Below are 26213 nucleotides of genomic sequence, written 5' to 3' on the forward strand. Positions count from 1 at the left end.
CACGAAAGAAGTAGTATTTAAGATGGAATTTAGAAAAGGGTTAAAGGATGGAATACCGATAGCACTGGGGTATTTCGCAGTAAGTTTTAGTTTTGGTCTGCTGGCGGTAAAGGGCGGACTCACAAGTTTTCAGGCGGTCATCATAAGCCTGACAAATGTAACCAGTGCGGGACAGTTTGCAGGACTCAAGATTATCCTTGCAGGGGGAACGCTGGTTGAGATGATACTCACCCAGTTCATAATCAATCTGAGATATTCTCTCATGAGCCTGTCACTTTCACAGAAGCTTGGGGAGGCAGTTGGAATCAAGGAGAGACTCGTAATAGCATTTGCAAATACTGACGAGATATTTGCGGTGGCGATGGGCCATGTGAAGGAATTGACATTTGGGTATATGATAGGACTTCAGATCCTTCCGATAGTCGGCTGGACGGGCGGAACGCTGTTCGGTGCGGTGGCATCCGGGATCCTTCCGAAGTCCATCAGCAGCGCATTAAGCTTGGCACTCTACGGAATGTTCGTCGCCATAGTCATGCCGGTCGCTAAGAAATCGAGACCGGTTGCCATAGTGGCACTTGTGGCTGCTGCCATATCATGCGTGTTGTATTACGTTCCGATATTCAAGTTTATATCGACGGGAATTGCCATAATCATAAGCACGGTGGCAGCCTCTGTGATAGGGGCTATATTCTTCCCAGTGGGAACTGCTGAGAAAAAGGAGGTGCAGTGATGAATATATACATATATATAATAACCATGGCGGTCGTCACTTACCTCATAAGAATGGTGCCGCTGGTGGCGTTCCGCAAGAAGATAGAGAACAGATTTGTCAATTCATTCCTCTACTATGTGCCGTATTCATGTCTCACGGCGTTGACACTTCCGTCAATTTTATACAGTACGGAGAGTATCATAAGCGCTGTATGTGGATTTGTGGTAGCACTCATACTTGGAATCAAGCAGAAGGGGCTTATAGTTGTGGCTGCTGCGGCGTGTGTGACGGTGTTCGTGGTTGAGTGGATATTAAAACTGATGTAGAAATTTATGATGTCTGGAGATTTGGACCGGATGGCTGAATATGATAAAACGATAAGAAGGAGGTAAGCAGGAAATACCTGTGTATGATATATGAGATTTCCGAAATTTATAAAAAAGGGCGATGCGATAGGTTTCGTTGCGCCATCATTTGGCTGTGATACAGAGCCGTATAAGACTGCATTTGGCAGAGCGCAGGAGAACTTCAGGAATATGGGTTTTGGTATACAGATCGGGCCAAACTGTTATGTCGGAGAAGGCATAGGAATCAGCAACAAGCCGGAGCTGTGCGGTCAGGAGATAAATGACTATTACACATCGGAGAAGAACGATGCACTCATATCCTGCGGCGGCGGAGAGCTCATGTGCGAGATACTTAACTATGTTGATTTTGATAGACTGAGGGCAGCAGATCCGAAGTGGTTTATGGGATATTCGGACAACACAAATCTCACATTCCTGCTCACGACATTGTGCGATACGGCGTCCATATATGGTCCGTGTGCGGCGGCATTTGGACAAGAGCCGTGGCACCGATCAGTTGCGGATGCTATGGCGGTCCTTCAGGGACAGAAACTGTCATTTGCCGGATATGACGGATGGGAGAAGGAATCCCTCAGGGATGAGGAACATCCATTCCTGCCATACAACATCACAGAGCCAAGAGTGATAAAGGGCTATCCTGAGAAGTTTCAGGTGAGCGGGCGAATGATAGGCGGCTGCATGGACTGTCTGGTGAACCTTATAGGAACAAAGTTTGACCATGTTGGCGAATTCCTTGAGAGATATAAGGATGATGGATTTATCTGGTTCCTCGAGTCCTGTGATCTGAACGTCATGTCCATAAGACGAGCCATGTGGCAGATGGATGGTGGCGGATGGTTCAGATACTGTAAGGGCTTTATGATCGGCAGACCGCTGCAGTTCGGACAGGAGATGATGGGCCTTGACCAGTATCAGGCTGTGCTGGGGATCATAGGAAAATACAATGTGCCTGTCGTGATGGATGTGGATCTCGGACATCTGTCACCGATGATGCCTGTGGTATGCGGCAGCATGGGAACTCTTATGGTGGACGGCCAGGATATGAGTCTTTCCATGGAAATGAGGTAGAGAGAAGTCTGTTGGCTGTTTGATTGGCTGAAAAAGGCTGAAAATGGTTGAAAAAATAAAGGCAAAAAAATAAAAAATACTATTGTGAAAAAAAATATATCGTGCTACACTAGGTGGCAGATAAGACAAAGGCATAGACGGAAAGAGTAGTGTGGTGGATGCATCCAGAGAGAGCTGCATATGTGAATCGGACTCAGATATGAATCAGACGTGAGCCAGAACATATGGTGGGAGCAGCTTATGATATATCACATGAAGACCACTCCCGAGCCGTGCGCGATATAAGCGTCACCGCGTAGCTGCGTTAAAGGCATAATTGAGTTAAAAGTTAAGGTGGAAACGTGCATACGCACCCTTAGATAGATTATATCTAAGGGTGCTTTTTTAGTTGTTACATGCAATTTATTTTCACTTTATAAGAAGTAAGAAGGAGAACTGACATGGTTAATTTCAAAGAAGACGAACAGCTTAAGACACTGAATCATTCCTGTGCACATCTTATGGCACAGGCTATCAAGCATCTGTACCCACAGGCAAAGTTCTGGGTAGGACCGGTAGTTGCAGAAGGATTCTACTACGATGTAGATCTCGGCGATGACGTTATCAGAGGCGAGGAAGATCTCGCAGCCATCGAGAAAGAGATGAAGAAGGTTGCCAAGAGCGGCAAGAAGATCATCCGCAAGGAGATATCCAAGGAAGAAGCTCTTGAGATGTTCAAGGATGACGAGTACAAGCTCGATCTTATAAATGGACTTGAGGATGGAACAATCACATGCTATGAGCAGGGTGATTTCACAGACCTCTGCCGTGGACCTCACGTAGACAATGTAAAGCTTTGCCGTAACTTTAAGCTCATCAGACATTCAGGAGCTTACTGGAAGGGCGACAGCAAGAACAAGGTTCTTCAGAGAATATATGGTGTGTGCTTCCCTACAAAGGAGGAGCTTGAGGAGCATCTTCAGTTACTTGAGGAGGCAAAGGAGAGAGACCACAGAAAGATCGGCAAGGACATGCAGCTCTTCATGGTCGATGACCTTGTAGGACGTGGACTTCCAATGTTCCTTCCAAAGGGATATACAGTATGGCAGGAGCTTGAGAACTACATCAAGCGCAAGGAGAGAAAGCTTGGCTACCTCCACGTTATGACACCTTGTGTAGGTACAGTAAACCTCTACAAGACATCAGGTCACTGGGATCACTACAAGGACAACATGTTCCCGGCAATGGAGATGGAGGGAGAGTCATTTGTACTTCGTCCAATGAACTGCCCGCACCACATGATGATATATGCAAACAAGATGCACTCATATAAGGATCTTCCTATCAGGATCGCTGAGATCGCACACGACTTCAGATTTGAGGCAAGTGGTACACTCAAGGGTATTGAGAGAGGAAGACACTTCTGTCAGAACGATTCACATATATTTGTGACACCAGACCAGATCGAGGAAGAGTTTGCAGGAGTTGTTAAGCTCATATTTGACACATACAAGGATTTCGGAATCACAGATTACAGATGCGTACTGTCACTCCGTGACCCAGAGGACAAGGTAAAGTATCACGATGACGATGAGATGTGGAACAAAGCAGAGAATGCACTTAGAAAAGTTCTTGATGATATAGGAATCGATTACACAGAGGAGATCGGTGAGGCTGCATTCTACGGACCAAAGCTTGATGTAAATGTTAAGCCGGCCGTAGGAAATGAGTATACACTCTCGACATGTCAGCTCGACTTCTGTCTGCCAGCTAAGTTCGATCTGAAGTATATCGACAAGGACGGCGAGAAGAAGACACCTGTAGTTCTCCACAGAGCTATCCTTGGATCTCTCGACAGATTCATGGCTTACATCCTTGAGGAGACAAAGGGCAATCTTCCAACATGGCTTGCACCTGTACAGGTAAGAGTTATGCCTGTAAAGACAGACAACGAGGATCTTATGGCTTATGCTCACAAGGTTGTTGATGCCCTTGATGCCATCGACGTTCGTGTAGAGCTTGATGACAGAGCAGAGAAGCTTGGTTATCGTATGCGTGAGGGTCAGGTTCAGAAGGTTCCATACCTTCTCGTAATCGGATTCAACGAGGCTGAGAACGGAACAGTATCATACAGACTCCACGGTGAGGCTGACACAACAGTTCTTCCACTTGACGAGTTCGTACAGAAGATCGACACAGAGATCAAGACAATGGCTCACAAGTAAGAGCGAAAATTTTACACCACAGGTTCACTTACCCTGTCCGCAAGGACAGGGTATTATTTTTGTAAATAAATGCATAATTTGAGGGAGGTATATGATCTCTGTGAAAAATATGGTGAATAAATAGATAACAGGTATTATATGTACCGTGAGGAACACGGATTTGAGATGCCGGAAGATGTGTTCCCTGGGGATGGTGTAAGGCCGTATGTTGAGAAAGTTGTACGGATTTTGAAGTCAAAATATAAAAATATAACAAAAGCATGTATATATGAATCCCAGCTGCCCTGCTGGAAATTATATATACATGCTTTTATGCTTTGATATGGTAAATGTGCTTTAAATGCAATAGTTATCTGCCGCCTCAGGTCTTTCTGCCACAAGGTCAGCGATGGTGGTGGTGTCTACCACGTCCCGGATCGCTTTGTCCAGTCTGCGCCAGAGACCTATGGTGGAGCATCTTGCCTCGCGTTCGCACTGGAATTCATCTGCATCAAGGCACGCAACAGGAGATATGCCGCCCTCAGTGAGCCTTAAAACCATTCCAACAGTTATGTCCTCCGGTGCTTTCCTTAGAAGATAGCCTCCCTGCGGTCCTCTGGTGCTCTTCACCAGCCCGCCGGAGTTCAGCACAGAAGTGATCTGCTCAAGGTATTTCTCGGATATTTCCTCCTGTGCGGCAACATCCTTGATGCTCACTGGCTTGCCGTCTGTCCTCGATGCTATATTTATAAGAAAACGCAGAGCGTAACGCCCTTTTGTGGATACTTTCATAATATAAACCTCCCAAATGCCTGTATTTACTGATGATTTCACATCATTTACACGTCTATTATAACATCTGAAAAAAAACAATCAAGATAATTCATAAAAAACCTATTGACAAAGTGGGAATTAGGCTGTAATATACAGCTATGCTTAATTCATAGTTTCCGAGTAGGAATTATGTGAAAAGTAAAAATAATCACAGAAATGATACGATCAAGTCAAATTTCAAAGACGAAAATCGAGAAAGAGGTGTTGATATGCTGGGAAGTACATTTAAACCACAGTACCTTAACGAAGACAGACGAATGTGTTTCATAGAAGTCATGTGTTGCTGCTGTTAAAGCGAACACAGAACAAATAATCATGACACAGATATAAATAACAGATCATACATAATAGACAGAGAATAATAAAGAAGAGTATAATGCCACATGAGCTCATATACATGACAAGATGAATGGGCAGGTGCGCATGACAGATAAAATATTTGAATTTAAGGAGAATAAGATCATGGCAAAGAAGACAAGAGCAGAGAGAAATTTAAAGTTTGAGACATTACAGTTACACGTAGGACAGGAGACAGCAGACCCGGTTACAGATGCAAGAGCGGTACCAATCTACCAGACATCATCATTCGTATTCCACAACTCACAGCATGCAGCTGACAGATTTGCACTCAAGGATGCCGGCAACATCTACGGAAGACTTACAAATCCAACAGAGGATGTATTTGAGAGAAGAATCGCAGCCCTCGAGGGTGGCGTTGCAGCATTGGCAGTTGGTTCAGGTGCAGCGGCAGTTACATATACAATTCAGAACCTTGCACTTGCAGGAGATCACATCGTAGCAGCAAAGAATATCTACGGCGGAACATACAATCTCCTTGCACATACACTCAAGGATTACAATGTAGATACAACATTTGTTGATCCACTTGATCCACAGGCATTTGAGGATGCTATCCAGGAGAACACAAAGGCTCTCTACATCGAGGTCCTTGGAAATCCTAACTCAGAGGTTTCAGATATCGAGACAATAGCAAATATCGCTCACGCACACAAGATTCCACTTGTGATCGACAGCACATTTGCAACACCATATCTCGTAAGACCTATCGAGTACGGCGCTGACATCGTAGTTCACTCAGCAACAAAGTTTATCGGTGGACACGGAACAACTATCGGTGGCGTCATCATCGACAGCGGTAACTTCGACTGGAAGGCATCAGGCAAGTTCCCACAGCTCACTGAGCCAAATGAGAGCTACCACGGTGTAAGCTTTGTAGACGCAGCAGGTCCTGCAGCATTTGTCACAAGAATCAGAGCTATCCTCCTCCGTGACACAGGTGCTACGATCTCACCAATACACTCATGGATATTCCTTCAGGGACTTGAGACACTGTCACTCCGTGTTGAGAGACATGTATCAAATGCACTCAAGGTAGTTGAGTACCTGAACAATCATCCACTTGTTGAGAAGGTAAACCATCCTTCAGTTTCAACAGATCCTGAGCAGCAGAGACTGTACAAGAAGTACTTCCCTAACGGCGGTGGTTCGATATTCACATTTGAGATCAAGGGTGACGCAGAGACAGCCAAGAAGTTCATCGACAACCTGGAGATATTCTCACTTCTTGCAAATGTCGCTGATGTTAAGTCGCTGGCTATCCACCCGGCATCAACAACTCACTCAGAGCTGAACGAGGCTGAGCTTATCGATCAGGGAATCAAGCAGAACACGATCAGACTTTCAATAGGTACTGAGAACATAGACGATATCATCGAGGATCTTGACGAGGCATTCAAGGCAATTCAGGAGTAATATATTTGCGGTGCGGCTTGCGACAGATATACTTGGTTTTCGCACCGCAAATCATATATTAAAATTTTGCAGTTAGAAAGAGAGGTTTTATACAATGAGCAATATATATAAGAGCGTAGCAGAGCTTATAGGTAAGACTCCACTTCTGGAGCTTTCAAACATAGAGAAGAAGAATGATCTCAAGGCAAATATCCTTGCGAAGCTGGAGTACTTTAACCCGGCAGGAAGCGTTAAGGACAGGATCGCATTCCAGATGATCGAGGATGCTGAGAAGGATGGAACACTCAAGCCGGGTGCAACTATCATCGAGCCTACATCAGGTAACACAGGTATCGGTCTTGCATCCATAGCAACAGCCAAGGGTTACAAGGCGATCATCGTTATGCCTGAGACCATGAGCGTTGAGAGACGTAACATCATCAAGGCATACGGTGCTGAGATAGTTCTCACAGACGGAACAAAGGGAATGAAGGGAGCCATCGCAAAGGCTGATGAGCTTTCAAAGGAGATCCCTGGCAGCTTTGTAGCTGGCCAGTTCGTAAATCCATCCAATCCAAAGGCACACAGACTCACAACTGGTCCTGAGATCTGGGAGGACACAGACGGCAAGGTAGATGTATTTGTAGCCGGAATCGGAACAGGTGGAACTATCACAGGCGTTGGCGAGTATCTGAAGGAGAAGAATCCAGATGTAAAGGTCATCGCAGTTGAGCCTGCCACATCACCAGTTCTCTCAAAGGGTGTTTCTGGAGCACACAAGATACAGGGAATCGGTGCAGGATTTGTTCCTGACACTCTGAATACAAAGGTATATGACGAGATCATCGCCGTTGAGAATGATGACGCATTTGTAGCAGCAAAGGAGATCGCATCAGCAGAGGGAATCCTCGTAGGAATCTCATCAGGTGCAGCTTACTTTGCAGCAAAGCAGATCGCAGAGCGCCCTGAGTATGCAGGCAAGAACATCGTAGTTCTTCTTCCAGACAGTGGAGACAGATATTACTCAACTCCGTTATTCGGCTAAATGGATAGATAGTAATTGCTGTGATATAGAATTTATATGAAAAAGCCACCACATCGTGTTTTGATGTGATGGCTTTTTTTGAAAGTACCCTTAATTAGCTGCATAAATAGTATACAATTGGATAACCTTAAAACTGATAGAACTTTGAGGGGAAATGCCCTTAATTGAGTTGACTTTCCCTTAAAATGTGCTAATATTTAAGGGAAAAGGAGTAAATTAAGGGAATGAGAACTTTTAATTACAGTAAAATAAAAGAAGAAAAATGGGATTCTGAAGTGCTTGGACTCATAGCTGCAATATATAGATATGCAGGTAAACAGGAACTGTATTTAAGACAGCGTCCGGATGAACTGGATAAGCTTGTTGAGATAGCAAAGATCCAGAGCACGGAGGCATCCAATGCCATAGAGGGTATAGTCACAACAAATACAAGAATAAAGCAGTTGGTTGAGGAGAAGACCACACCGAAGAACAGAGCCGAGGAAGAGATAGCAGGTTACAGGGATGTGCTGGGGGTTATACATGAAAGCTTTGATGCAATACCTATAACTCAGAATTATATACTTCAGCTGCATAAGATGTTGTACAGTCATATGAATAACCCATTTGCAGGAAGAACAAAGACGGTGCAGAATTATATCAGCGCAACTTATCCTGATGGGCAAACGGAAGTCCTGTTCACGCCGATGGCTCCATTTGAGACACCGGAAGCGCTGGACAGGATATGTGGGGAATACAACAGGGTGATCGGTAATTTCGAGGTGGAGCCGCTGATCGTCATTCCTGTTTTCATACATGATTTTCTGTGCATACACCCGTTTAATGATGGCAATGGCAGAATGAGCAGACTGCTCACAACGCTTCTGCTATATAGAAGTGGATTCTATGTTGGAAAGTATATTTCTCTTGAGGCTAAGATCGCAGGAAATAAGGAGTTATATTATAAGTCGCTTGGGAAAGCCCAGGCAGGCTGGCACGAGGGCACAGAGGACGTGATCCCGTTTATAAAATATCTCCTTGGGACAATACTGGCTGCTTATAAGGATTTTGAGGAGCGCTTTGAAATCGTAGAGGAAAAGTTGCCGGCGATTGAGATGGTGCGAAAAGCAATACTGCTGAAAATAGGAAAGTTTACAAAGCAGGATATAATGGAACTTTGTCCGTCTCTCAGCATCAGTTCGGTAGAGGGAGCACTCAGAAAACTCGTAAAAGAGGGCGATATAGGCAGAGGCGGTACAGGCAAGTCTACCTATTATGTCAGAATGAAATAACAAATGCTTGTTTTTTTCACTTTAGCTTGTTAATCTATTGTACGAAACATGAGATCAGCCGCTAATTGCCGGTGCATTTGAGATGGTGGGCAGATTGGGATAAGACTGATCTGAATGAATTGATATTAGGGGAAAAGGGATATAAGACTATGAAAAAACTATCAGATAGACAGAAAACACTTATAAAATGGTTGTGTGTGCTGGTGCTGGTCGGACTTATCATATATGTGTTCCGTGACATGGCAGGCCCTATAATGTCGCAGCTTGTAAAGACAAGTCCTGTGGTCGTGGCAGCTATTCTCGGAGCGACGCTTTTATACGGAGTGATAGAGAGCTGCATAACGTTTATCCTCATGCGACAGGTGGAGAACAATATGACATTTTTCGATGCAAATATTATGACGTATTTTGTGTCATTTTACAGGGTGTCAACGCTTGGGAGCGGTACCATAGTGGCATCCACATTGTTCATGAAACACTGCAGAATACAGCCGTCGAAAGCGCTTGGTCTGTACTCTATTGATTATGCGATACACAAGATGACCATATGTGTTATGGCGGTGGCATTGTTTCTTGCGAACAGAGAATATATGCTTGGAGTGTTCGGCAAATACAGTTCATATGTTGTCCTCGGCGTTATAGCGACCATACTCATAACTATGGCGATAGTGCTCTTTGCGTGCTGGCCGCCGTTTCACAGATTCCTCAGATGGCTTCTTGAAAAAACTGATGCTTTGTTTAAAGGACGATTTGTAAAGCAGATTGACAGTTTAAGTGAACAGACAGCCATGATGGAGGATGCCACCAGGGTTGTACTTAAGAAACCGTGGCTTATAGTGGTAGTCATGCTGCTTGATATATGCAAGTTCGCGTGCTGGTTTGCCATACCTTATATAGTGTGTCACAACTTGTGTGATATGAATATTGTCACGTCAATAGGTATAACAGCCATGAGTGTCATGCTGGCGGCAGTCATTCCTATGCCGGGAGGAATCGGATCAAGTGAGCTTGTTATGACAGCGATCTATTCGGGACTTGTTGGTTCTGCTGCAGCCGGAGCCATGGCACTTCTCTATAGATTTGCCACATTCATGTTCCCTTTTATCATAGGTGCATTTACAGCCATATTCTTCAAGAGGTTCAAGAGATATAAGGCGGCGCAGAATGAAAAACAGGGAATCCCGGATGGCGATAGCATGGCGGATACAGACTCATAGCTGAACCGATAAATGAGTTTATAAAGAACCGATATATATCAATGGTCAGCAAGATGCGTGGCAGGTGATATATATCGGCTGGTGAAGGGAAAAAGATACATATGAAGAACATAGTCGCGGGCATACTGGCCCACGTTGATTCGGGTAAGACCACCCTGTCGGAGGCGATGCTCTATCAGGCAGGACAGATAAGAAAGCTTGGGCGGGTGGATCATCAGGATACATATCTAGATACGGACAGTCAGGAAAAGGACAGGGGGATCACGATATTTTCCAAGCAGGCGGAGCTTAACTTTGGTGATATGCATATAGCACTGCTTGACACTCCAGGACATGTGGATTTCGGAACGGAGATGGAGAGGACTCTTCAGGTCCTCGATTATGCAGTTCTGGTCATCAATGGCATGGACGGAGTGCAGAGCCACACGGAGACGCTGTGGAAACTGCTTGAGAGATATGAGATTCCTGTATTTATATTTGTAAATAAGATGGACATGACGGGGTATGACAGGGAGTATCTCATGGACAATATCAGACACAGACTGAGTGATGGCTGTGTCGATTTTTTATGTGAAGATGCTGGTGAACACATAGCCATGTGCGATGAGAACATGCTGGAGAGATTCCTCGAGACCGGGGAAAACCGGGAAGATGACATAGTTAAGGCTGTGGCAGACAGAAAGCTGTTTCCTTGTTATTTTGGTTCGGCACTTAAAAATGATGGTGTGGCTGAGCTGCTGGATGGAATGAACAGATATGTGACAGAGCCTCGGCGAAGGGATGAATTTGGCGCAAGGGTATTTAAGATCGGCCGTGATGACAAAGGAGAGAGGCTGACCTATATGAAGATCACAGGGGGAACCCTGAGACTAAAGGATGTACTCACGCTTACAGGCAGACAAGGCGAGGAAACATTTGAAAAGGTAAATCAGATAAGGGTATACTCCGGTGCAAAGTATGACATGGTGGATCATGTCACTGCGGGCTGTGTATGTGCTGTTCCAGGACTGGTGAATACCTACGGCAGACAGGGAATCGGTGCCTGCCCGGATGGAGAGCTTCCAAGTCTGGAGCCGGTTCTCAGCTATAAGGTCATGTACCCGACTGATGTGGATGCGGTCACGATGGTGTCAAAGCTCAGACTGCTTGAGGAAGAGGATCCCCAGCTCCAGGTGCAGTGGAATGAGACCGCAGGAGAGATATACATCAAGGTCATGGGGCAGGTACAGCTTGAGGTAGTGGCTCAGATGGTAAGAGACAGGTTTGGAATTGCCATCACATACGGACAGGGCAGGATATCATACAAGGAGACGATCGCGGCTCCAGTCATGGGTGTAGGACATTTTGAACCGCTCAGGCACTACGCAGAGGTACATTTGTTGCTTGAACCTATGGAAAATGGCAGTGGAATGTGCTTTGACAGCATTTGCAGCGAGGATGTACTGGATAAGAACTGGCAGAGACTGATACTCACCCATCTTCAGGAGCGTGAGTTCAGGGGAGTGCTTACGGGATCGCCAATCACGGATATGAAGATAAGCATCACTGCGGGGCGCGCACATCAGAAGCACACTGAGGGTGGAGATTTCAGACAGGCGACATACAGGGCGGTGAGACAGGGCCTTATGATGGCGGAAAGTGTCTTGCTGGAACCTGTGTATGCATTTAAAATAGAGGTACCACAGGAGTATGCCGGAAGGGTTCTTGCAGACATAGTGAAGATGAGTGGAACTATGGACGGTCAGGAGATATCCGGTGAGACGACAGTCATCACGGGACATGCCCCGGTATATACAATGAGAGAGTATTACAGTGAACTCACAGCATTTTCCAGAGGTACAGGCAGGCTTCAGGTGGATATAGACGGCTATCAGCCATGCCACAACACCGAAGAGGTTCTGGCTGAGAGACATTATGATCCTGAGCTTGACAGATTTAATCCATCATCATCGGTATTCTGCGCTCACGGTGCAGGTTATCTGGTTGACTGGTACGATGTATATGAGAACATGCATGTGAAGGAGGATCCGGGATTTGAGATCTCAGGTCAGCTGGGGTATACAGAGGATGGCGATGTTACGGATATTCCGGTGAACAGACCGGGAAAGAGCGTGTCGGATATGTCCATCACGGACGAGGAACTCAGCGAGATATTTGCAAGGACATTTGGCGGAGATTACAAGGATAAGGATGTGGCACTGAACGGAAGATTCAGGAGAACTACATCTGAGTATAAGGTAAACGGAACTTCCGGCAGAGGAAGTGATGGCATAGCCGGAAACGGTATGTCTGCTGGTGCCGCAGGGACCTCGGTCCAGTCTGAATATCGAGGCTGTGCACGGTACAATAGAAGTCAGTCGAGAGACAGGCAGCCCGGAAATGGACCGTTTGTGGGCAGCAGACCCGCTGATAGAGGTATAGCCACGCCTGGAGCATTCAAGCGCAGAAAGAGTGGCGAGGACTATGTCATAGTGGATGGCTACAACGTCATATTTGCGTGGGATACACTTCGGGAACTGTCGGAGCACAACATAGACTCCGCCAGAGGTAAGCTCATGGACATACTGTCAAACTATCAGGGATATATGAACTGTAAGTTAATAGTGGTATTTGACGGCTACAAGGTGAAGGACAACAAGGGCGAGAGATTCCCTTATGATGATATAGAGGTGGTGTACACCAAGGAGGGTGAGACCGCGGATGCGCATATAGAAAAGCTCACACATGAGCTTGCGAGAAAGCACAAGGTCACTGTGGTCACATCGGACGGACTGGAGCAGATAGTCACCATGGGACAGGGTGCAATCCGCATGTCCTCAAGAGACTTCAAACTAGAGGTCGAGAGAGTGAACGAACATTTGAGAGAGAATTATTTGAAAAACGATTGAGAAAATTTGATCAAAACAATTAAGCTGAACTATTTGATTCTGGCTTATTTGATAGATACTTAAAAGGAAGAATGAAAAAAGGTTTGTCAGGGCAAAATTGCCCGACGAACCATACATAATTACGGAGAACAGCGAGGCTTAACAGTGTATATAAACCAAGCTGATGGGTATGCCTTCGCAGGGGCATTTGAGCCCGCCGGTCCTTAGATGGTGCGCTAAGCAGCATCTTAGTACCGCTGCAGGGCGAAACGAGCGGGAGCGTCCCCTGAGAAGGCATACCCATCAGTTTGGTTGCAAAACACTAGAACCGAGCGTCCGTGTTAATAGGAGGGCAATTTGGCAGATTATATAATGGCGCTGGATCAGGGAACGACCAGCTCAAGGGCGATAATATTTGATAAGGAAGGCAGGATATGCTCAGTGAAACAGAAGGAGTTCACCCAGCATTTCCCGAATAACGGATGGGTGGAGCATGACCCTATGGAGATATGGGCAACCCAGATGTCGGTGATGATGGAGGCGAGGGAGACCATGGGAATCCGCACCGAGGACATAGCCGCCATAGGAATCACCAACCAGAGAGAGACAACCATAGTGTGGGATCGAAAGACCGGCAATCCGGTGTATCATGCCATAGTGTGGCAGTGCAGGAGAACTGCGGACAGGATAGAGCAGCTTAAGGCTGAAGGATATGACAAGGTGATAAGAGAGAAAACGGGACTGATAGTAGATCCGTATTTCTCTGCAACGAAGATAGAGTGGATACTTGATAATGTGCCTGGAGCCAGGGAACGCGCAGAGGCAGGGGAGCTGATGTTCGGAACTGTTGACACATGGCTTATATACAAGCTCACAGGCGGAAGAGTCCATGCAACGGACTACACGAACGCATCGCGTACCATGCTATTCAACATTCATACACTGGAGTGGGACAGGGAATTGCTTGCAAAGTTCAACATCCCGGAGAGCATGCTTCCGGCAGTGAGAAATTCCAGTGAGATATACGGATACACGGACAGAGAGATATTTGGCGGTGAGGTGCCTATAGCGGGAGTTGCCGGAGATCAGCAGGCCGCGCTGTTCGGACAGTGTTGCTTTGAGGCCGGTGATGTGAAGAACACCTACGGAACAGGTTGTTTCCTCCTCATGAATACGGGGGATAAGGCAGTTGACTCGCAGCAGGGACTTCTCACCACCATAGCCATAGGACTTGACGGAAAAGTCAGCTATGCGCTTGAGGGAAGTGTGTTTGTGGCTGGAGCAGCCATCAAGTGGCTCAGGGATGAGATGAAGCTCATAGACAGTGCGGCGGATACTGAGCGCATTGCTCTGTCGGTGCCGGACAGTAATGGTGTATATGTGGTACCTGCGTTTACTGGCCTTGGCGCTCCTTACTGGGATGCGTACGCCAGAGGGGCAGTGTTCGGCCTCACAAGGGGAACAAATAAGGCGCACTTTGTCAGGGCGACAGTTGAATCACTGGCATATGAGACATCGGATGTTCTTGCGGCTATGGAGATGGATGCAGGACTTTCAATCACAAGCCTTCGAGTGGACGGTGGTGCAAGTGCCAACAACTTCCTGATGCAGTTCCAGGCAGATATAGAGAATGCCGAGATAGTGCGGCCTGTGATCACGGAGACAACAGCTCTGGGAGCTGCATATCTGGCTGGACTTGCGGTTGGCTACTATGACAGTCTGGATGAGATCAAGGGCTACTGGAAGGCCGACAGAAGATTTAAGCCGGGGATAACTGAGGATAAGAGGGAGAAGCTCCTTGCAGGCTGGAAGGATGCTGTGGAGAGAACGAGAGTGACAAGGTGAATATAAAAATATATATAGAAAGAAAAAAACAATGGGTAATGAGAAAAGTAGGAGGGACTTATGTATTTAGTATTTGATGTAGGGGCAACATTTATAAAGTATGCGTTAATGGACGATGAGGGCAATATATCGGGAAAGGGTAAGACTCCAACCGACAGATATGCCGAGGCTGGAACTCCGGCATTTGTGGCGCAGATCAAGAAGGTGTATGACGAGAAGGTACTGGACTGTGACATAACAGGAATTGCCATGGGGCTTCCTGGACAGATAGATGTCGAGCGCGGCATAGTGTACGGCGGTGGCGGGATCAAGTATCTTGATGGTGCACATCTTGGTGATCTCATATCAGAGGCATGCGGCGGTGTGTCTGTAGCCCTTGAGAACGATGGCAAATGTGCGGCCCTCGCAGAGTTGTGGCTGGGCAATGCCAGCACGGCTACAAATGCAGCAGTCGTTGTCGTGGGTACAGGAATCGGCGGTGGAATAATCATTGACAGAAAGATCCACAGAGGCAAGAAACTTCTGGCAGGTGAATTGTCATATGCCCTCATGAACATGACAAGGGAAGAAGCTGATAATGTCAGATGCTGTGAAGAGCTGACTGTTGAGGAGACATTTGAATATAACCCGTTCATGGTAACCTCAACATGTACTGCAAGCTCCATTACATACAAGGCATCCAAGATAATGCATATGAAGCCAGAAGAGGTGACCGGTGAGATGGTATATCAATGGATAGATGAGGGCAATCAGGAGATCATAGATATGGTTGAGGACTCATACTTCTCCATAGCAAAGCTCTGCTGTAACCTGTACATGACGATAGATCCGGATGTCATACTTATCGGAGGTGGAATGAGTGCCAATCCGAACTTTGTTCCGGGGGTTAAGAAGTATGTGGACAAGATAAGAAAGATTACAAAGACCTACGATGGCATGGTTATCGACACATGCAAGTTCCGCAATGATTCGAATCTTCTTGGCGCGTTGTACAATTATAAGCAGAAGTATGAGGGCGTGAAATAAAATCGCAATAAAACAAACGTAAGATGGAGATGAACTGGAACAGATGGTTCATCTCTTTTATAAATACTATTGAAAATGTAAATCCATGGAGGGAAAATTATGATAATCACAAAGAAACATGGACTCCCGGAGAATTTTCTCTGGGGAGCATCGACAAGCGCATATCAGGTTGAGGGTGCCAATCTGTCACACGGCAAGGGTCCAAGTGTGCAGGATATCAAGACAGTTCCAGCGGGAACAAGTGAGCTGGACGTGTGCGCTGATTTTTACCACAGATATGCAGAGGACATAGCCCTCATGGCTGAGATGGGATTCAAGACATTCAGATTCTCCATCGCGTGGAGCAGAGTCCTCCCAGAGGGAACCGGCAGAGTCAACCAGGAGGGAATTGACTTCTACAACAATGTGATAAATGAGTGCCTCAAGTACGGAATCGAGCCGCTTGTCACAATGTTCCATTTTGATCTTCCTGCGGCTCTTGAGAAAAAAGGTGGCTGGTCGAGAAGAGAGAGTGTTGACGAGTTTGTTGAATTTGCAAAGCTTCTCTACACAAATTATGGCGACAGAGTAAAGTACTGGCTGACTATCAATGAGCAGAACATGCTCACACTTGTGGGTGACGTGATCGGAACCTGCAACATGGAGGGCGTGACAAATAAATACAAGAAGCTTTACCAGGAGAATCACCACATGCTCCTTGCTCAGGCAAAGGCCATGAAACTTCTCCACGAGATGTGCCCTGGAGCAAAGATTGGTCCTGCCCCGAACATCTCTCTGGTATATCCTGCCACATGTAAGCCGAAGGATGTCCTGGCAGCACAGAACTTCAACGCGATAAGAAACTGGCTTTACCTTGATATGGCAGTGTATGGAAGATACAACGACCTGGTGTGGAAGTTCCTTGAAGAGCATGACGCTATCCCTGTTATTGAGGCTGGAGATATGGATATCATGGCGCAGGCAAAGCCTGATTTTATAGGTTTCAATTATTATAACACTGCAACGGTTGAGTGGGATGACAGCCCGGTTGCTGTGACGGACTCAGAAAAAAAGGATCAGCAATCAGCCGGTATTGAGCCGGGGGTATACAAGGCGTATCCAAATCCAAATCTTCTCCGCACAGAGTTTGGCTGGGAGATAGACCCTGACGGCTTCAGGGCAACTATAAGAGAGATGTACAGCAGATATCACCTTCCTATGATTGTGACAGAAAATGGTCTTGGCGCATATGACAAGCTTACAGAGGACGGCAAGGTACACGACGACTATCGTATAGAGTACTTAAGAAAGCATATAGAGCAGATTAAGCTGGCAGCAGACGAGGGCGCAGAGATGATGGGTTACTGTCCTTGGTCAGCAATTGATCTCGTGTCCACCCACGAGGGAATCACCAAGAGATACGGCTTTATATATGTCAACAGAGATGAGTTTGACATGAAGGATCTTGCGAGATACAGAAAGGATTCCTTCTACTGGTACAAGAAGGTCATCGAGACTAACGGCGAGGATCTGAGCTAAAAATTATCCAGAAATCAACAATTTAGGCCTAAAAGATACAAAGTTCCAGAAAATTGTATCTTTTAGGCTGTTTTATAATTTTTTGCGAGAAAATTATTTTGGGATCTTGATTTTCATTGTATTTTTTGAATAAAGTCCTTGCATTAATTTTTTTATGTGCTATACTGAACAAAGTCACCAACATACACCAACGCGTTAAAGTGACGCAAGTTTAAATTGAGAAAACATCGGCCGTTATCAAAAATCCCATTGAAAGGTTGATGTAAAAAAGAAGAAGGAGGACACTATTATGATAGGCGGAGATCTGATCACCTACAGACCTGACATTCAGGTACTTGACGCAACAATAAGAGATGGAGGACTTGTCAACGATTTCTATTTTACTGACGAGTTTATAAGAGCCCTCTATGAAGCGAACATCAAGGCGGGGGTTGATTATATGGAATTCGGCTATAAGGCCTCCAAGGAAATGTTTGATGTGAACAAATTCGGCAAATGGAAGTTCTGCAACGAGGAGGATATAAGAGCCATCGTTGGAGAGAACAATACAGATCTGAAAATTTCAGTTATGGCTGATGTCGGAAGATGCGACTACAAGAAGGATATCATCGACAGAGCCGACAGTGTTATCGATCTGGTGAGGGTGGCGACATACATCAACACCATGCCTGCAGCCATCGAGATGATTGAGGATGCACATGCAAAGGGATACGAGACCACATGCAATATCATGGCAGTTTCAAAGGATCAGGAGTCGGATATCGATCTTGCCCTTGAGCTGCTTGGTAAGAGCAATGTAGATGGAATATACATTGTTGACAGCTACGGCTCACTGTACCCTGAGCAGATCAAGAAACTCGCGGAGAAATATGTCGCAGTTGGAGAGAAGTATGGCAAGAAGATAGGAATACATGCACACGACAACTTAAAGCTTGCCTATGCCAACACTGTTGAGGCAATGAGGAGCGGTGCGAGCATGCTCGATGGAACTGTAAGCTGTATGGGCAGGGGCGCAGGAAATTGTGCGCTTGAGCTTCTTCTTGGATTCCTCAGAAATCCAAAGTACAACCTGTACCACATCTTGAAGTTCATAGAGCAGTACATGGTTCCGCTCAAGGCAAAGGGAGATGCAGTATGGGGCTATGATGTGCCATACATGCTGACCGGAATGCTGAATCAGCATCCAAGGGAAGCCATCGATTTCATCAAGAATGAGAGACATGATTATGCAGATATGTACAGCTACCTTATGTACAGAGAGTAACATGCGGATTGTGGAACAACATATTTTACACTGTAGAATATGTGTAGCCGATAGAGATGCATAGAACAACATATATAGTGGGTTGGGTGCTTATTATGGTGCTCAAGATAAAGGGGAGGACTCCTGGTGTCAGTTATCGCTGGCATCAGGAGTTTTTCTTCTATTTTCCCGTCTGTGTGTTATAATCTGATATGTAGTGTCAAAATATGTCGAAAACAAAAAGAGATGTACTTTTGAAGATATATATGCAGTGTCAGCGCTGGAAAACAGATAGAAAAAACAGGAGGATGACAGCATATGAACATAGGAATATTAGGCGCAGGCAAGATTGCCGGCATTATGGCGGACACGATAAACAGGATGACTGATGTGAAGCTGTATGCTGTAGGTTCGAGAAGCTGGGAAAAGGCAAATGCATTTGCCAACGAGTTTGCAATAGATAAAGCTTACGGAAGTTATGAGGAACTGGTCAGTGACGATGCGATAGATCTGGTATACATTGCAACGCCGCATTCGCATCACTATGAGCAAATGAAGCTCTGCATAGAACATGGAAGAAATGTGCTATGCGAGAAGGCATTTACCTACAATGCTGCACAGGCTGAGGAGATCGCAGGTCTGGCAGCAAAGAAGAATGTGTACGTGGCAGAGGCAATATGGACGCGGTATATGCCGTCCAGACAGATGATAAATGAAATTCTGGAATTTGGCGTAATAGGTGATGTCAGGACTATGACATGTAATCTGTCCTACCCGATATCAAATATAGAGCGGCTTACCAACCCGGAGTTGGCAGGCGGAGCACTTCTGGATGTGGGAGTTTACGGATTGAACTTCATTGTCATGCATATGGGAAAGGATATCTCGGATATTGAGTCCTCTGTTATGATGCACGAGACTGGAGTAGACGGACAGGAGAGTATAACCGTCAAATACAGAGACGGCAGGATGGCAGTGACAACCCACAGCATGTACGGAAGATCAGACAGAAAAGGCATCTTTTACGGTGAGAAGGGATACATGATAGTCCAGAATATAAATAATCCACAGTGGATAGATGTATTTGACTGCGAGGACAGGCTTATCAGACACGTGGATGTGCCGGAACAGATAAGTGGTTATGAGTATGAGATCATGGAAAGCCTTGATATGATCAGACAGGGACAGTTCCAGAGTAAATCGATGCCTTTGTCAGAGTCTATATATATGATGAAGCTTATGGATGATATTAGAAAAGGGTGGAATAAAAAGTGATAATTATATATATACTTGGCGGAATCATAGCCATATTTCTGATGTACATACTTTTTCTCTTCGTGTGCAGTCTGTTCGTGAGAACTGACAGGCAGTATATGGAGGACAGCAGGTTCTACAGGCATCTGCTGTATGGTGCCACCGGATTTGCCATGTGGTTTCTAAGAGTGAAAATGCATGTGACTGGCATGGAGAAGATTCCAGTGGATGTCAAACCACTCTTTGTGGGAAATCATCTGTCAAATTATGATCCGCTGATAGAATGGCAGGTATTTAAGAAGTGGGATGTGGCATTTATATCCAAGCCGGAGAATTTTAAGATACCGATATTCGGCAGGATCATCAGAAGATGCTGCTTTATGCCGATAGACAGATCAGATCCGGGTAAGGCATTGTCTACGATCAAGACGGCTACCGAGATTCTCCAGAAGGGAGATATGGCAGTTGGAGTATACCCGGAGGGAACGAGAAACAGACAGGGCGGACTTCTGCCATTTCACACGGGTGTTTTCAGAATAGCCCAGAAAGCGCATGCGCCGATAGTCGTCATGGCGATACATGGAACGGAGAACATCTACAGGAATGTGCTGAGGCGCAGATCTGACGTCTATATAGATGCGGTGGATGTGATACCTGCCGATGAGGTAAAAGCAATGAAGAAGAATGAGATCAGCGACAGGGTGAGACTTGTTCTTGAGAAAGATGAAAAGGGTAAAAACTATGGGAAGGAAGTACATTTTATATAATTCACTGGCGGGCAACGGCAAATGTATGTATGACGTGCAGGCACTTGCAGATACATATCCTGATGCGATACTCAAGAAGATGACAGAGATCGCTTCATATGCGGAGTTCATGGGATCGCTTGCAGAGGATGACGAGGTTATCCTGTGCGGCGGTGACGGAACGCTGAACATATTTGTGAATGACATAAAGGACATGGATGTGAAGAATACCATCTACTATTATGCCTCCGGAAGCGGCAATGACTTTGCAAAGGACATAGGACATAACAGTCATGACACTCCGGATTACCAGATAAATCAGTACATACAGCATCTCCCGGAGGTGACGATCAACGGCAAAAAGTGGCTGTTCATCAACAATGTTGGATTCGGAATAGACGGTTACTGCTGTGAGGAGGGCGACCGCCAGAGGACAAAGAATGAGAAAACTCATAAGAACAAGCCTGTGAACTATACGGCTATAGCTATCAAAGGCCTGCTCTACGCATTCAAACCGAGAAATGCTGTGGTGAAAGTGGATGGAGTCCGTCATGAATATAAAAATGCCTGGCTCGTGCCAACCATGAATGGCAGATATTATGGCGGCGGAATGATGGCTACCCCCGGGCAGGACAGACTGAATCCGGAGCATACAGTTTCGGTTATGGTGTTCCGCGGCAAGGGCAAGCTTGGAACCCTTATGATCTTTCCTTCTATATTCAAGGGAGAGCATGTCAAGTACGAAAAGTATGTTGATATATTCAACGCAAAAGAGGTTGAGGTTGAATTTGATCGTCCGACACCACTTCAGATAGACGGCGAGACGATACTTGGAGTTACATCATATAAAGTTAAAGCGTGGAGCCTGGATCAGAAATAAAAAAGTTTTGAAAATCCGAATAATATAAAGTTCAAAAAACTTGCAAATATGCTGACGTCATTTATACTATTTTAATAGATTGTACGCTGAAAAAGGAGGTATTGTATGCGGGAGATGCGGAGAAGTGACAGGATGATAACAGATCGTGAAGAGATAGTGGATGTACTTGATTCGTGTAAGGTGTTCCGGATGGCGGTTCACGATGAAGAGGGAATGTACATAGTTCCGCTGAATTTCGGTTATACCTACGAGGAGGATGTTCTGAAGCTTTATTTCCACTCTGCCGGTGAGGGCAGGAAGGTGGATGCTCTGGCAGCGGATCCGAAGGTGGCCATAGAGATGGATACAGATCACTATCTGGTTGAGGGACCAAATGCCTGCAGCTTTGGTTATCTCTACAGCAGTATCATGGGAAATGGCACAGCCAGAAAGCTGACAGATCCTGAGGAAAAGTGCGAGGCACTCAACTGCCTTATGAATCATCAGCTTGCGAGAAATACCGAGAATATGAGATCGTTTGACAAGGTAGAAAAGAAGAAGTATAACTACTCAGACCAGATGCTGGCAACGGTAAATGTGTATGAGATAGTTGTGGAAAATTTTACGTGTAAGTCAAGGCGATAAGTATATGGAATCTATGCAATTGCCATTGTGGTTTAAGGAATTGACGTAAAACATAATACAAATTATAATCAGACAGGATATAATGAAGCGATCATCAAGCAGACTCTTGATGATAAGTGATATAGCAGAAAGGTGAAAACAGGAGATGGATTACAACAAATTAGCGGATTTGATATTTGCAGATATAACAGATACAGTGGATGACCTTGAGAAGAGATTTCCGGAGAGAGAGCTTCCAGAGGGGGCAAGGGTAACAAGATTTGCGCCAAGCCCTACAGGATACATGCACATCGGTGGACTGTATGCAGCCATGATCTCAAGAAAGCTTGCAAAGCAGAGTGGTGGCGTGTTCTACCTCAGAATAGAGGACACTGACAGAAAGAGAGAGCTTGAGGATGGTGTAAATGAGATCATCAATTCGCTGAAGAAGTTTGACCTTGGATTTGACGAGGGACCATTTGAGGGTGGCGAGACTATATATGGCCCATATAAGCAGAGCGAGAGAAAAGAGATATATCAGACCTGTGTCAAGAAGCTTATGCAGGAGGGATATGCATATCCTGACTTCACAACAGCCGAGGAGCTTGATGAGATCAGGGCAAAGCAGGAGGCTGCAAAGGTTGACATAGGATATTACGGCGAGTATGCAGTAGGAAGAAATCTGACATACGAGCAGATAGAGGAGAAGCTTGCAGCGGGCGAGCCATATGTTGTTAGACTCAAGAGTCCGGGCGAGGCAGGAAAGACTGTTATCTACAGCGATCCTATCAGGGGCAAGATCGAGATGCCTGAGAATATCATGGATGTGGTACTTCTGAAGTCAGACGGAATACCTACATACCATTTTGCACATGCAGTTGACGATCATTTCATGAGGACAAATCTTGTCATCAGAGGTGACGAGTGGCTTGCATCATATCCACTTCACAAGCAGCTCTTTGATCTGTGTGGATTTGCGCTTCCAAAGTATGCGCACATCGCACCTATCATGAAGCTTGAGGTTACAGTGGACGAGGAGGGCGAGCACCAGAGAAAGAGAAAGCTCAGCAAGAGAAAGGACCCGGAGGCTGCGGTTGGCTTCTATGCAGAGCAGGGATTCCCATCAGTCAGCGTGCTTGAGTACCTTATGACAATAGCAAACTCCAACTACGAAGAGTGGCATGCAGCACATGCAGACAAGACAATAGACGACTTTACATTATCACTCAAGAAGATGCCTGTCAGCGGCGCACTTTTTGACATGGTGAAGCTCAATGATGTCAGCAAGGAGATGATCTCAAAGCTCACAGCCGAGGAGTGTTACGACCTCATCATGGAGTGGGCAAAGGAGCATGACGAGAACATATACACATTTGGCACACAGGATAAGGACGGCTTCATGAAGACCATCAATCTGTGGAAGATGTCAGGCAAGAAGGTCCGCAAGGATGTCGGCAAATGGTCAGATCTGCGCGCTATGTTCGGCTATCTGTACACACCAGAAGATGAGCTGGATCTCCAGTATGAGATAGACGAGAAGTACACACCGGAGATGATCACAGAGGTCATCGAGGAGTACAAGAATGATCTCTTCCTTGACTCAGAGGACTGGTTCTCAAGCATGAAGGTCATGGGCGAGAAGATCGGCTACTGTCCAAATGTCAAGGAGTACAAGCAGAATCCTGACGGATACAAGGGCAGCATCACAGATGTATGTACCATAGTAAGAGTTGCCATAACAGGCAAGCAGAACTCACCTGACCTGTTCACGATCATGAACGTGATAGGAAAAGACAAGACCATGGGCAGACTGGACAAGTTCCTTGCGTGGGTGAATAAGTAGGACGGAACACCAGGCATAACCCGCATGTGAATATTGTTTTCCCTTTGAATCGTGTTTGAATACCTGTGCCGGAACGCTTTCGCTCGACTCAGGCTGCAGCGGTACTAGCGCTCAAAAAGCTACTGAGTGGCTGGATTGATGTTATCGATTCTTCGCTGAGTACCGGCGCCTTCGTATGTCCGGCATCAGGTAATAGCAAAACGATTCAAAGAAATATACATTATGAGATGCGGGTTATGTCTTGGGTGCGTATTGAAATATGATATAGATTGTACAGATGAGATAGATATATGGAAAGGATTGGACAATCATGAATAAAAAGATTTATGACGGTTACACATATGTAGACGGTGGCGTGTGCGCGGCCAAGGGTTTCACGGCAAATGGACTTAACTGTGGACTGAACCCTGACAAGAACAAGAATGATCTTGGAATGGTATTTTCAGAGGTGCCATGTGTGGCAGCAGGCGTGTATACACAGAACAAAGTGAAGGGCGCACCGGTCACAGTTACCAAGGAACACCTGAAGAAATCTGGCAACAAGGCACAGGCAGTCATTGTGAACTCCAAGAATGCCAACACATGCAACGCAGATGGAATAGAGAAGGCTGAGAAGATATCCCAGCTTGCAGCGGATGCCCTGGGTATAGATGTGAACCTTGTCATCAATGCTTCAACAGGCGTCATCGGACAGATCATCCCTATCGAGCCATTTGAGGAGCATATGAAAGAACTTGCAGACGGTCTCTCGGCAGACGGCAACGACAAGGCGGCAAATGCTATCATGACGACAGATACAGTGGATAAGCAGGTTGCTGTTCAGTTTGATATAGACGGTGTGACATGTACTTTAGGCGGTATGGCAAAGGGAAGCGGAATGATCCATCCAAACATGGCTACAACGCTTAACTTCATCACATCAGACATAGCCATTACATCAGAGCTTATCCAGAAGGCGCTCTCAGAGATCGTAAAGGTTACTTACAACTGTCTCTCAGTAGATGGAGACCAGTCCACAAATGACACCCTGACAGTCATGGCAAATGGCCTTGCTGGCAACAAGCTCATCGACACGGAGAACGAAGCTTATGAGAAGTTCAAGAAGGCCCTCTATATAGTTATGGAGTGCATGACCATGATGCTTGCATCAGACGGCGAGGGCGCAACCAAGATGATCGAGTGTACAGTTGCAGGAGCACCTGATCTTGACACAGCCATCATCGTGGCAAAGAGCGTTATCCGTTCCCCACTTACAAAGTGTGCTATGTTCGGCGAGGATGCCAACTGGGGACGTATCCTCTGTGCCATCGGATATGCGGAGGCAGACTTTGATATAGATAAGGTTGCAGTTGACCTTGAGTCAGAATTTGGCGTAGTTCCAGTATGCCGCAACGGCGCAGGCGTACCATTCTCAGAGGAGAAGGCAGCCAAGGTATTGAGCTCAGATGAAATCCACATCAACATAGATCTCGGAATCGGTGACGTGACAGCCAAGGCATGGGGCTGTGACCTGACATATGATTACGTGAAGATCAATGGGGATTATCGTTCATAGGTTTTACTCGTAAATAAAAATAAGACACTGATCAAAATGATGTTGGTCAGTGTCTTATTTTTTTATGGGAAATGGCTGTTTGCAGCCGGAAACACCAGTTATGTAATTCATATCAACATTGTAATACCTGGCAAGTTCGATAAGACATTCAATCGGCATGCGAACTTTGCCTTTCTCGTAGTCAGAATATGTTGTCTGTGCAACATGTATTATATTTGCAACCTGAGTCTGGTTAAGGTCATTGTCTTCGCGAAGAGATTTGATTATTTCATAATAATGCATTAGGTACTCCTGAGTCACTGAAAAAATATACTTTTATAAAATATATTACAAATGTTCATTGAAATTGACTTTTAACGGGCATTCCGTTAAAATGAAAAGCA

21 protein-coding genes are annotated in these 26213 nt (G+C 45.7%); 19 read left to right on the plus strand and 2 right to left on the minus strand.

All coding sequences use genetic code 11. The features are described 5' to 3' along the window. Nucleotides 1–22 precede the first annotated feature (22 nt). The 4 genes from DW159_RS12335 to thrS all read left to right on the plus strand — a co-directional run bounded on the left by DW159_RS12335 (nt 23) and on the right by thrS (nt 4352). Nucleotides 23–730: an AzlC family ABC transporter permease gene (locus DW159_RS12335; protein WP_117551158.1), complete on the plus strand. Its 708-nt coding sequence runs from the start codon at nt 23–25 to the stop codon at nt 728–730. Further along, nucleotides 730–1038 carry an AzlD domain-containing protein gene (locus DW159_RS12340; RefSeq protein WP_055147111.1) on the plus strand — a complete coding sequence of 103 codons (309 nt, stop codon included), beginning with the start codon at nt 730–732 and terminating at the stop codon, nt 1036–1038. Before DW159_RS12335 ends, DW159_RS12340 begins: the two co-directional genes overlap by 1 nt. 90 nt (nt 1039–1128) lie before the next feature. Continuing rightward, nucleotides 1129–2148, plus strand: coding sequence for a S66 family peptidase (locus DW159_RS12345; protein WP_117551160.1), 1020 nt, complete (start codon nt 1129–1131; stop codon nt 2146–2148). A 440-nt stretch (nt 2149–2588) separates the two neighbouring features. Then, on the plus strand, nt 2589–4352 hold the full coding sequence (thrS, locus tag DW159_RS12350; RefSeq protein WP_022216928.1) for a threonine--tRNA ligase: 1764 nt from the start codon (nt 2589–2591) through the stop codon (nt 4350–4352). A gap of 336 nt (nt 4353–4688) precedes the next feature. On the opposite strand, the gene DW159_RS12360 is transcribed toward thrS, so the two are convergent. Beyond that, nucleotides 4689–5123 (minus strand): RrF2 family transcriptional regulator, encoded by a 435-nt coding sequence (locus DW159_RS12360; RefSeq protein ID WP_015534027.1) that lies wholly within the window; start codon nt 5121–5123, stop codon nt 4689–4691. A 504-nt stretch (nt 5124–5627) separates the two neighbouring features. Between DW159_RS12360 and DW159_RS12365 the strand changes: the two genes are divergently transcribed. The 15 genes from DW159_RS12365 to argJ all read left to right on the plus strand — a co-directional run bounded on the left by DW159_RS12365 (nt 5628) and on the right by argJ (nt 25830). Beyond that, entirely contained in the window at nt 5628–6938 is a 1311-nt protein-coding gene (locus DW159_RS12365; protein ID WP_015534026.1) for an O-acetylhomoserine aminocarboxypropyltransferase/cysteine synthase family protein, read from the plus strand. Nucleotides 6939–7032: 94 nt separating this feature from the next. Next, nucleotides 7033–7962 (plus strand): cysteine synthase A, encoded by a 930-nt coding sequence (cysK, locus tag DW159_RS12370; protein WP_117551164.1) that lies wholly within the window; start codon nt 7033–7035, stop codon nt 7960–7962. Between the two features lie 224 nt (nt 7963–8186). Continuing rightward, nucleotides 8187–9233: a Fic family protein gene (locus DW159_RS12375; RefSeq protein ID WP_117551166.1), complete on the plus strand. Its 1047-nt coding sequence runs from the start codon at nt 8187–8189 to the stop codon at nt 9231–9233. A 149-nt stretch (nt 9234–9382) separates the two neighbouring features. Beyond that, a complete protein-coding gene (locus tag DW159_RS12380; RefSeq protein ID WP_117551168.1) occupies nt 9383–10450 on the plus strand; it encodes a lysylphosphatidylglycerol synthase transmembrane domain-containing protein in 1068 nt (355 codons plus the stop codon). Nucleotides 10451–10551: 101 nt separating this feature from the next. Then, entirely contained in the window at nt 10552–13338 is a 2787-nt protein-coding gene (locus DW159_RS12385; protein WP_117551170.1) for a translation factor GTPase family protein, read from the plus strand. 336 nt (nt 13339–13674) lie between these two features. Then, nucleotides 13675–15162 (plus strand): glycerol kinase GlpK, encoded by a 1488-nt coding sequence (gene glpK, locus DW159_RS12390; RefSeq protein ID WP_117551172.1) that lies wholly within the window; start codon nt 13675–13677, stop codon nt 15160–15162. Between the two features lie 60 nt (nt 15163–15222). Beyond that, entirely contained in the window at nt 15223–16188 is a 966-nt protein-coding gene (locus DW159_RS12395; RefSeq protein ID WP_117551173.1) for an ROK family protein, read from the plus strand. 99 nt (nt 16189–16287) lie between these two features. Beyond that, nucleotides 16288–17706: a glycoside hydrolase family 1 protein gene (locus tag DW159_RS12400; RefSeq protein ID WP_055224569.1), complete on the plus strand. Its 1419-nt coding sequence runs from the start codon at nt 16288–16290 to the stop codon at nt 17704–17706. Between the two features lie 289 nt (nt 17707–17995). Next, nucleotides 17996–18970 carry an aldolase catalytic domain-containing protein gene (locus tag DW159_RS12405; protein WP_015534020.1) on the plus strand — a complete coding sequence of 325 codons (975 nt, stop codon included), beginning with the start codon at nt 17996–17998 and terminating at the stop codon, nt 18968–18970. A 297-nt stretch (nt 18971–19267) separates the two neighbouring features. Beyond that, nucleotides 19268–20224 (plus strand): Gfo/Idh/MocA family protein, encoded by a 957-nt coding sequence (locus DW159_RS12410; protein WP_117551175.1) that lies wholly within the window; start codon nt 19268–19270, stop codon nt 20222–20224. Next, on the plus strand, nt 20221–20970 hold the full coding sequence (locus tag DW159_RS12415) for a lysophospholipid acyltransferase family protein (protein ID WP_117551177.1): 750 nt from the start codon (nt 20221–20223) through the stop codon (nt 20968–20970). The genes DW159_RS12410 and DW159_RS12415 overlap by 4 nt, the downstream gene beginning before the upstream one ends. Then, a complete protein-coding gene (locus DW159_RS12420) occupies nt 20945–21829 on the plus strand; it encodes a diacylglycerol/lipid kinase family protein (RefSeq protein WP_117551179.1) in 885 nt (294 codons plus the stop codon). The genes DW159_RS12415 and DW159_RS12420 overlap by 26 nt, the downstream gene beginning before the upstream one ends. 105 nt (nt 21830–21934) lie before the next feature. Continuing rightward, nucleotides 21935–22453, plus strand: coding sequence for a pyridoxamine 5'-phosphate oxidase family protein (locus DW159_RS12425; protein ID WP_117551181.1), 519 nt, complete (start codon nt 21935–21937; stop codon nt 22451–22453). 145 nt (nt 22454–22598) lie between these two features. Then, on the plus strand, nt 22599–24275 hold the full coding sequence (gltX, locus tag DW159_RS12430; protein WP_117551184.1) for a glutamate--tRNA ligase: 1677 nt from the start codon (nt 22599–22601) through the stop codon (nt 24273–24275). A gap of 310 nt (nt 24276–24585) precedes the next feature. Beyond that, on the plus strand, nt 24586–25830 hold the full coding sequence (gene argJ, locus DW159_RS12435; protein ID WP_117551187.1) for a bifunctional glutamate N-acetyltransferase/amino-acid acetyltransferase ArgJ: 1245 nt from the start codon (nt 24586–24588) through the stop codon (nt 25828–25830). 54 nt (nt 25831–25884) lie between these two features. On the opposite strand, the gene DW159_RS12440 is transcribed toward argJ, so the two are convergent. Beyond that, on the minus strand, nt 25885–26112 hold the full coding sequence (locus tag DW159_RS12440; RefSeq protein ID WP_117551189.1) for a helix-turn-helix domain-containing protein: 228 nt from the start codon (nt 26110–26112) through the stop codon (nt 25885–25887). Nucleotides 26113–26213: the final 101 nt, after the last annotated feature.

The organism is Coprococcus sp. AM14-16, from assembly GCF_003434675.1.
GTDB lineage: Bacteria > Bacillota > Clostridia > Lachnospirales > Lachnospiraceae > Coprococcus > Coprococcus aceti.

Bases quoted from the DNA above. Each gene is read 5' to 3' on its own strand.
- DW159_RS12440 (WP_117551189.1), bottom strand. From the start codon at position 26,112: ATGCATTATTATGAAATAATCAAATCTCTTCGCGAAGACAATGACCTT.
- DW159_RS12360 (WP_015534027.1), bottom strand. From the start codon at position 5,123: ATGAAAGTATCCACAAAAGGGCGTTACGCTCTGCGTTTTCTTATAAAT.
- DW159_RS12375 (WP_117551166.1), top strand. From the start codon at position 8,187: ATGAGAACTTTTAATTACAGTAAAATAAAAGAAGAAAAATGGGATTCT.
- DW159_RS12410 (WP_117551175.1), top strand. From the start codon at position 19,268: ATGAACATAGGAATATTAGGCGCAGGCAAGATTGCCGGCATTATGGCG.
- DW159_RS12340 (WP_055147111.1), top strand. From the start codon at position 730: ATGAATATATACATATATATAATAACCATGGCGGTCGTCACTTACCTC.
- DW159_RS12380 (WP_117551168.1), top strand. From the start codon at position 9,383: ATGAAAAAACTATCAGATAGACAGAAAACACTTATAAAATGGTTGTGT.
- DW159_RS12405 (WP_015534020.1), top strand. From the start codon at position 17,996: ATGATAGGCGGAGATCTGATCACCTACAGACCTGACATTCAGGTACTT.
- argJ (WP_117551187.1), top strand. From the start codon at position 24,586: ATGAATAAAAAGATTTATGACGGTTACACATATGTAGACGGTGGCGTG.
- cysK (WP_117551164.1), top strand. From the start codon at position 7,033: ATGAGCAATATATATAAGAGCGTAGCAGAGCTTATAGGTAAGACTCCA.
- gltX (WP_117551184.1), top strand. From the start codon at position 22,599: ATGGATTACAACAAATTAGCGGATTTGATATTTGCAGATATAACAGAT.
- thrS (WP_022216928.1), top strand. From the start codon at position 2,589: ATGGTTAATTTCAAAGAAGACGAACAGCTTAAGACACTGAATCATTCC.
- DW159_RS12385 (WP_117551170.1), top strand. From the start codon at position 10,552: ATGAAGAACATAGTCGCGGGCATACTGGCCCACGTTGATTCGGGTAAG.
- DW159_RS12345 (WP_117551160.1), top strand. From the start codon at position 1,129: ATGAGATTTCCGAAATTTATAAAAAAGGGCGATGCGATAGGTTTCGTT.
- DW159_RS12335 (WP_117551158.1), top strand. From the start codon at position 23: ATGGAATTTAGAAAAGGGTTAAAGGATGGAATACCGATAGCACTGGGG.
- DW159_RS12395 (WP_117551173.1), top strand. From the start codon at position 15,223: ATGTATTTAGTATTTGATGTAGGGGCAACATTTATAAAGTATGCGTTA.
- DW159_RS12420 (WP_117551179.1), top strand. From the start codon at position 20,945: ATGGGAAGGAAGTACATTTTATATAATTCACTGGCGGGCAACGGCAAA.
- DW159_RS12425 (WP_117551181.1), top strand. From the start codon at position 21,935: ATGCGGGAGATGCGGAGAAGTGACAGGATGATAACAGATCGTGAAGAG.
- DW159_RS12400 (WP_055224569.1), top strand. From the start codon at position 16,288: ATGATAATCACAAAGAAACATGGACTCCCGGAGAATTTTCTCTGGGGA.
- DW159_RS12365 (WP_015534026.1), top strand. From the start codon at position 5,628: ATGGCAAAGAAGACAAGAGCAGAGAGAAATTTAAAGTTTGAGACATTA.